The organism is Mesotoga infera (genome assembly GCA_011045915.1).
Lineage (GTDB): Bacteria > Thermotogota > Thermotogae > Petrotogales > Kosmotogaceae > Mesotoga > Mesotoga infera_D.
In genome coordinates this window covers 1-5166 of sequence record DSBT01000167.1, presented here as the reverse complement: position 1 = coordinate 5166, position 5166 = coordinate 1, and the positions used below count along the sequence as shown (strand labels likewise).

Annotated in this window: 5 protein-coding genes; 2 read left to right on the top strand and 3 right to left on the bottom strand. The window is 41.3% G+C overall.

Annotated elements, in window-relative coordinates; all coding sequences use genetic code 11:
- Window positions 1-752: 752 nt before the first annotated feature.
- Entirely contained in the window at window positions 753-1796 is a 1044-nt protein-coding gene (locus ENN47_05880) for a DUF262 domain-containing protein (GenBank protein ID HDP77702.1), read from the top strand.
- A gap of 11 nt (window positions 1797-1807) precedes the next feature.
- Window positions 1808-2428: a hypothetical protein gene (locus ENN47_05875; protein HDP77701.1), complete on the top strand. Its 621-nt coding sequence runs from the start codon at window positions 1808-1810 to the stop codon at window positions 2426-2428.
- 404 nt (window positions 2429-2832) lie between these two features.
- Here the strand turns inward: ENN47_05875 and ENN47_05870 are convergent, their stop codons facing one another.
- The 3 genes from ENN47_05870 to ENN47_05860 are packed head-to-tail and all read right to left on the bottom strand — an operon-like array spanning window position 2833 to window position 4633.
- Window positions 2833-3447: a hypothetical protein gene (locus ENN47_05870; GenBank protein ID HDP77700.1), complete on the bottom strand. Its 615-nt coding sequence runs from the start codon at window positions 3445-3447 to the stop codon at window positions 2833-2835.
- 3 nt (window positions 3448-3450) lie between these two features.
- Window positions 3451-4083 (bottom strand): 7-cyano-7-deazaguanine synthase, encoded by a 633-nt coding sequence (locus ENN47_05865; protein ID HDP77699.1) that lies wholly within the window; start codon window positions 4081-4083, stop codon window positions 3451-3453.
- 4 nt (window positions 4084-4087) lie between these two features.
- Window positions 4088-4633: a hypothetical protein gene (locus tag ENN47_05860; protein ID HDP77698.1), complete on the bottom strand. Its 546-nt coding sequence runs from the start codon at window positions 4631-4633 to the stop codon at window positions 4088-4090.
- Window positions 4634-5166: the final 533 nt, after the last annotated feature.

Here is a 5166-nt window from a genome sequence, read left to right as displayed (position 1 = left end):
CCAGTAACGTAGGTCTTCATTCAATTAGAACAGATCTACCGTGAACGCAAGGGCTTCTGATTATCAGCAAAGCACTATTTCGAATAACGAGATTGCTCTTTTCTTTCTTGAGAAAATATGGACAGACTCGATTATTTACACTCGCGTAATAGAGTTTTTCATGCAATTAGGACAGCCTGCCGTCATCGTTTCTCCGTCCTCCGAGAAGACCATATTTTACCCCACAAGTATTCTGAAGAAAAGGGGCGTTCAGATACGCCCCTTGACTTACGAATTGCTTCTCCTCAAATCACTTTATTCACTGTTCAAGAATCTGTGGCTCTCTATTCACTCTAGATACTATAGCTGCCTCATTCTCTTACTTCTGAGGCTGGTAGGTCAGATCAAGTCGTCTTTCTACCTTTGCGGACTCGATCATTGAACTCTCTGCCGCACACTTCATCGCTCAGATCGCGATTGCTGAGTCTTGGCCAAATTTCTCAGTCGATCTTTTCATGATAACGTTCGCCCCGTAGAGTAAACTACCTCTGTAAAGAGACGATGATTGTTGACAAGTGTTTGACAAAGCTCGTTCTGCAATCCGAGATCAATCAAAAAGTGAGAAATCAAAGTTTGCTGCTTTTCTTGAGAAACATAATGCATGTGATATCTGTAGGTTCTGCTCTTCAAGAGGATGTGAAATACTCACCGTTCATGTTAGTATTTATCTGGAGTATGGTGTGGAAAGCAGAGAAGTCTGTGAGGAGTGAAGAATGAAGAGTTATGATTCAAGAACCTATAACATCAATGACTTTGTGGAGTGGGATAGAATGGGGCAACTGGAGTTGAACCCTCGCTTCCAAAGACGGCCAGTATGGACTGATAAAGCAAAGAGCTTTCTTATGGATACAATTATAAGAGGGAAACCAATTCCAAAGATATTCATTCGGCAACGGATAAACGTAACTACGAAAAGTTCTACCAGAGATGTTGTAGATGGGCAGCAAAGGTTAAGAGCTATTCTCTCTTTTGTTAAGGATGGCTTCGTGATCAGTAAGACACAGAATGCTGAGTACGGGGGATTACAATTTAGTCAATTGCCAGAAGAGGTGCAATCCCAGATCCTCGCGTATGAGATTTCTGTTGACCTTCTCATTAACCTTCCTGATTCTGAAGTGCTTGATATCTTCAGTAGGTTGAATTCATATGCTGTATTGTTAAATGAGCAAGAGAAAATCAATGCTAATCACTTTGGCCCATTCAAGGTGTTGGCTGACAGAATTGGTCACAAATACAATGAATACTGGACAGGTCAAGGAATATTAACTTCAAGAAGCATTGTTCGTATGTTGGACGTCAACCTTGTCGCAGATTTGCTTATTGCAATGCTTGAAGGTATCAAATCCAAAAAGCAAATAAAGAGATTCTATGCGAAATATGAGAAATCGTTTGACCGTGACCCGATAGAACTGGAGGAAAGATTCGATAATGTTGTTGACTCGATTTCTTCGGTTTTTCCTGACGGTTTGGCAGATACAGAGTTCAAGCGTCCACATGTTTACTATTCACTTTTTACTACCTTCGCACATTGTCTCTATGGATTACCTCAGTTTGATGTCTCGAGAAAGGACATTTCACATGGCAACAAAGAGCAAATTAGGAATTCACTAGAGAGGGTTGAAGAGATTTTTGGTACTGATGATTTCGCAAATTTAACGAGGCTAGAACAGCAGTTTCTTCAGGATTGCAGAAGAGCTACAACTGATGAGGTTGTAAGGCAGAGAAGGTCTTCTTTTCTTCTGTCACTACTTCCTTAGGGTTACATCAAATGTCTTTGAAAGACACTTTCGTCGCATTTGAAATCGATATTAACCAATGTGACAATCTTATTTCTCACGCTCATCTTACAGCCTCTGACGGAAGCTTTCTGTTCTCGGAGATAGATCGGAAGCAGATTACAGCAGCAGCCTTCCTTAACATGTTTGTAGCTTGGGAGTCTTTCCTTGAAGCAGCACTGATTGCTTATATGACCGGGGAAACTAGTGAGACAGGAGTATCTCCTATTCGCTACGTATTTCCTCCTGATAAAGAATCAGCGAGACTAATGATTGTTGGAGCAAATAGATACTTCGATTACTCAAATCCTGATTCGGTGAAAAAGATTGCACTTCTTTTTTTCAAGAACGGCGTTCCCTTCGAACCGCATATAAGTTCAATTGCATCCGAATTGCACGATCTCAAGACAATGAGGAATTCGGCGGCTCATATCACTTCTACAACTCAGAAGGCTTTGGAGAGTCTTGTTACAAGAGTCCTTGGAAATCCAAAGCCTGGAATACATCTGTATGAGCTACTCCTAACCACTCTTCCAATCTCTTCATTGAATGACACCGTTTTCTCCTTCTACAAGACCATTCTTGTGACCGCAGCAAAGCTAATCTCTGAGTAAACGCCATCATTTTCAGGTCTCCATGATTTCCAATGAATAGGGCCTCCATTTTTGTTATAATCTTTGTTAAATCGGAAGATATGCGAAAGTCCGGTGAAGACGTTTGGAAATTCGTCGCTCCGCATTTTCTCCCAGAAAAATAGGGACATTATCATGTAAATATGGAAATGTCTATTACTCAACTGATATTCAAGTTCTCGACCACATCCTTAGTGCCAGTTAAGGATGAGCATCCTGGGAGTGATTGGGATTTGATGTATTTGCCAAGCAGGGAAATGCAGTACTTGGACAAATAGAAATCTTGATCCCGTAATCATCTGTTTGCCCTGTAGTGATAAAGTGATTCCATCAGCAACTTCCCCACTGATTGCAGCTAGAGATCGCTGAGTACTTAAGCAAAGTTCTCACCTAGTGTTGGACATGTAAATCCAGACCTTCTTATCAAGCTCATATAACGTCATTCCAAGAATTTCAGCAGCGCTTCGGTAGATTCCACTTACTTCTTGGTAATTTTTCGAAACAACGCCGGCCAATTCCAAAAACTTGAATAGATGTCTATCTACAGCTATTGTTTGAATTCCTGCTAGCATCTTTAAGTAATCTATGGTTTTCGGACCTATTCCTTTTATTTCAGAAAGCCTCTTGATGTTACCATCGTGTCTCATCCACACTGCAAGCTGTTCCTCATCTTGAATCGCGTTTTTGCGAAGAAGGCGAGTCAGTGCCCTTATTCGCTCCAGCTTTATAGAACTTTTCCAAGTTAGAAGCTCTGCGAGCGGTATTTTCCGCATGAGTTCAATGAAGTCGCAAGTAGTCCTGTAATCAGGAAATTCCTCTGCCAGTTTCTTAATGCGTGGATAGACCACGTATCTGTAGTTGATTCCCGCCTGCAAAACGGAATCAGAGATCGTCGCCCCCATATGGTAGTATGGTTTTCTGGGTGCAATGGTGTTGAGCTTGATCTGAGATACAAAGTTTGCCAGCTTTCCAACAGGTCCCTCACATCTGTCATCTTGCATGACTCATACTTCCTTCAACAGATCTCTCATCGCATTAATTCTGTCCACACAATTGGGACAGACTCCGCATGGATTTACGGAGTTAACCTGACAGGAGAAAGTCTCTGCGATCGGTGCTCCTAGCTCTACTCCAAGGTTAGCAACCTGTGTCTTAGACATTTCCCTATAAGGTATGTTGATCTTAACTGAGCCATATTCTTCAAGCATTGCTTCTAGTTGGGTAAAAAACCTAATAGAGCAATCTATTTCTTTCGCATGATTACTATTAATGAATGCGGCATACACATTTCGTATCCCTATTGACTGAGCATATGCGGATGCGATTGAAAGAAACAGAAGATTCCTATATGGTAAGTACAAGTCTGGCGGAGCAACTTCATCAAACCACAAATCTGCTTCCACTATCATCCTCGATTTTGATTCTCTAAAAATGTCTACAATGCTAATTAATGTGATGTTCTTCATGAAAGCTTTCGGAGCAACCCTTTTGAGTGTCTCATATTCTTTCTTCATACAATGTTGGCCATAATCAAGAAAGAGCAAAATAAGGTTTGCTCCTTGTCTTGCAAGATCATATGCCAACACTGTTGAGTCCATTCCTCCAGATGACAACAACACACCATTACAATCTGTCATGAGATCATCTCCTTCTCAAGCACAAATAGGTTGATTTGACAACTTCCTCCAATGACTTGCACAGATAATCGGGAGTATACTTCAAAAACAGGTTATTGCAGTACCCGAACGGATCATAAACAATTGTGGGTTTGCCTGAGTGCTTAAACATGCCTAATTCAACAAGTGTGCCCGGATCATTGTATAGTAGAACAGCAATAAGCAAATCACATGAATCGAGAAGTTCAATATCTTTGAAGAATAAGCTCAGTTGCTCTTCTTCACTAAACGAATCGGATGCAAGTCCATTCTCCCTTATCGGCAAATGAGTCCTGAAATTATGATAGATGAGACAATCATTAAGTTCTTCGAGGGGGCCTATGTCGATTGAAGGAAAGTCCGGTGCAGACAAGTAGATATTGCTCTGACCTCGCTCTTCCCAAGACAATCGAACACCATCTAGCGCGGTGTACCCAACGATATTCTTGAGCGCTGGTACAGCGTTTTCTCTGAACCTCTCAAAACTCATTGTCTCTGCATATTTGGAAGCCACAAAAGCAGCCAATCTCATCCTGTTCTCAATATTGGCATCGGCAACCCTGCTGATGAAAACTGAATTATAGACATCTCCAAATTCCTACTGAGTGCATTATGTTAGTATGATAAGCAGGAGCTTCGAACTGTATCCCAGAATCTCGATCGAAGCAAGAAGAGCCACCACGGTTCTCTTTCAGCAGAAACCTTTCAATATCGAATGATTTGAAGTATTCAATTATTCCGTCCCAAGATCCTTCACATTGATTCTTGAAATGTTCACTAGATGTAGACAAAATCGCGGTGTCGACTCTTCTTCGGATGCCTCCCATTATTGCTTTGCTGTCATAGTGAAAATCAATATGGACTTTTCCCTCAAAAGCATTAATGGAATCCAACAAATCAGCGGAATCATATCGTCCTGGGTACACAAGAATGTCTGTCGGATTGATTCGCTCAATGCTACTCGCCAGATTTACAATATCACAGTATTTGGCCTCTTTCCTAAGAATATTACGATAACCTTGATTCCCAGCTTCCTTTGATTCCTTCACGAGCATTACGTTAGGT

Coding starts and splice junctions, on each gene's coding strand:
- ENN47_05865 (HDP77699.1), bottom strand. CDS start 4,083: ATGACAGATTGTAATGGTGTGTTGTTGTCATCTGGAGGAATGGACTCA.
- ENN47_05880 (HDP77702.1), top strand. CDS start 753: ATGAAGAGTTATGATTCAAGAACCTATAACATCAATGACTTTGTGGAG.
- ENN47_05870 (HDP77700.1), bottom strand. CDS start 3,447: ATGCAAGATGACAGATGTGAGGGACCTGTTGGAAAGCTGGCAAACTTT.
- ENN47_05860 (HDP77698.1), bottom strand. CDS start 4,633: ATGAGATTGGCTGCTTTTGTGGCTTCCAAATATGCAGAGACAATGAGT.
- ENN47_05875 (HDP77701.1), top strand. CDS start 1,808: ATGTCTTTGAAAGACACTTTCGTCGCATTTGAAATCGATATTAACCAA.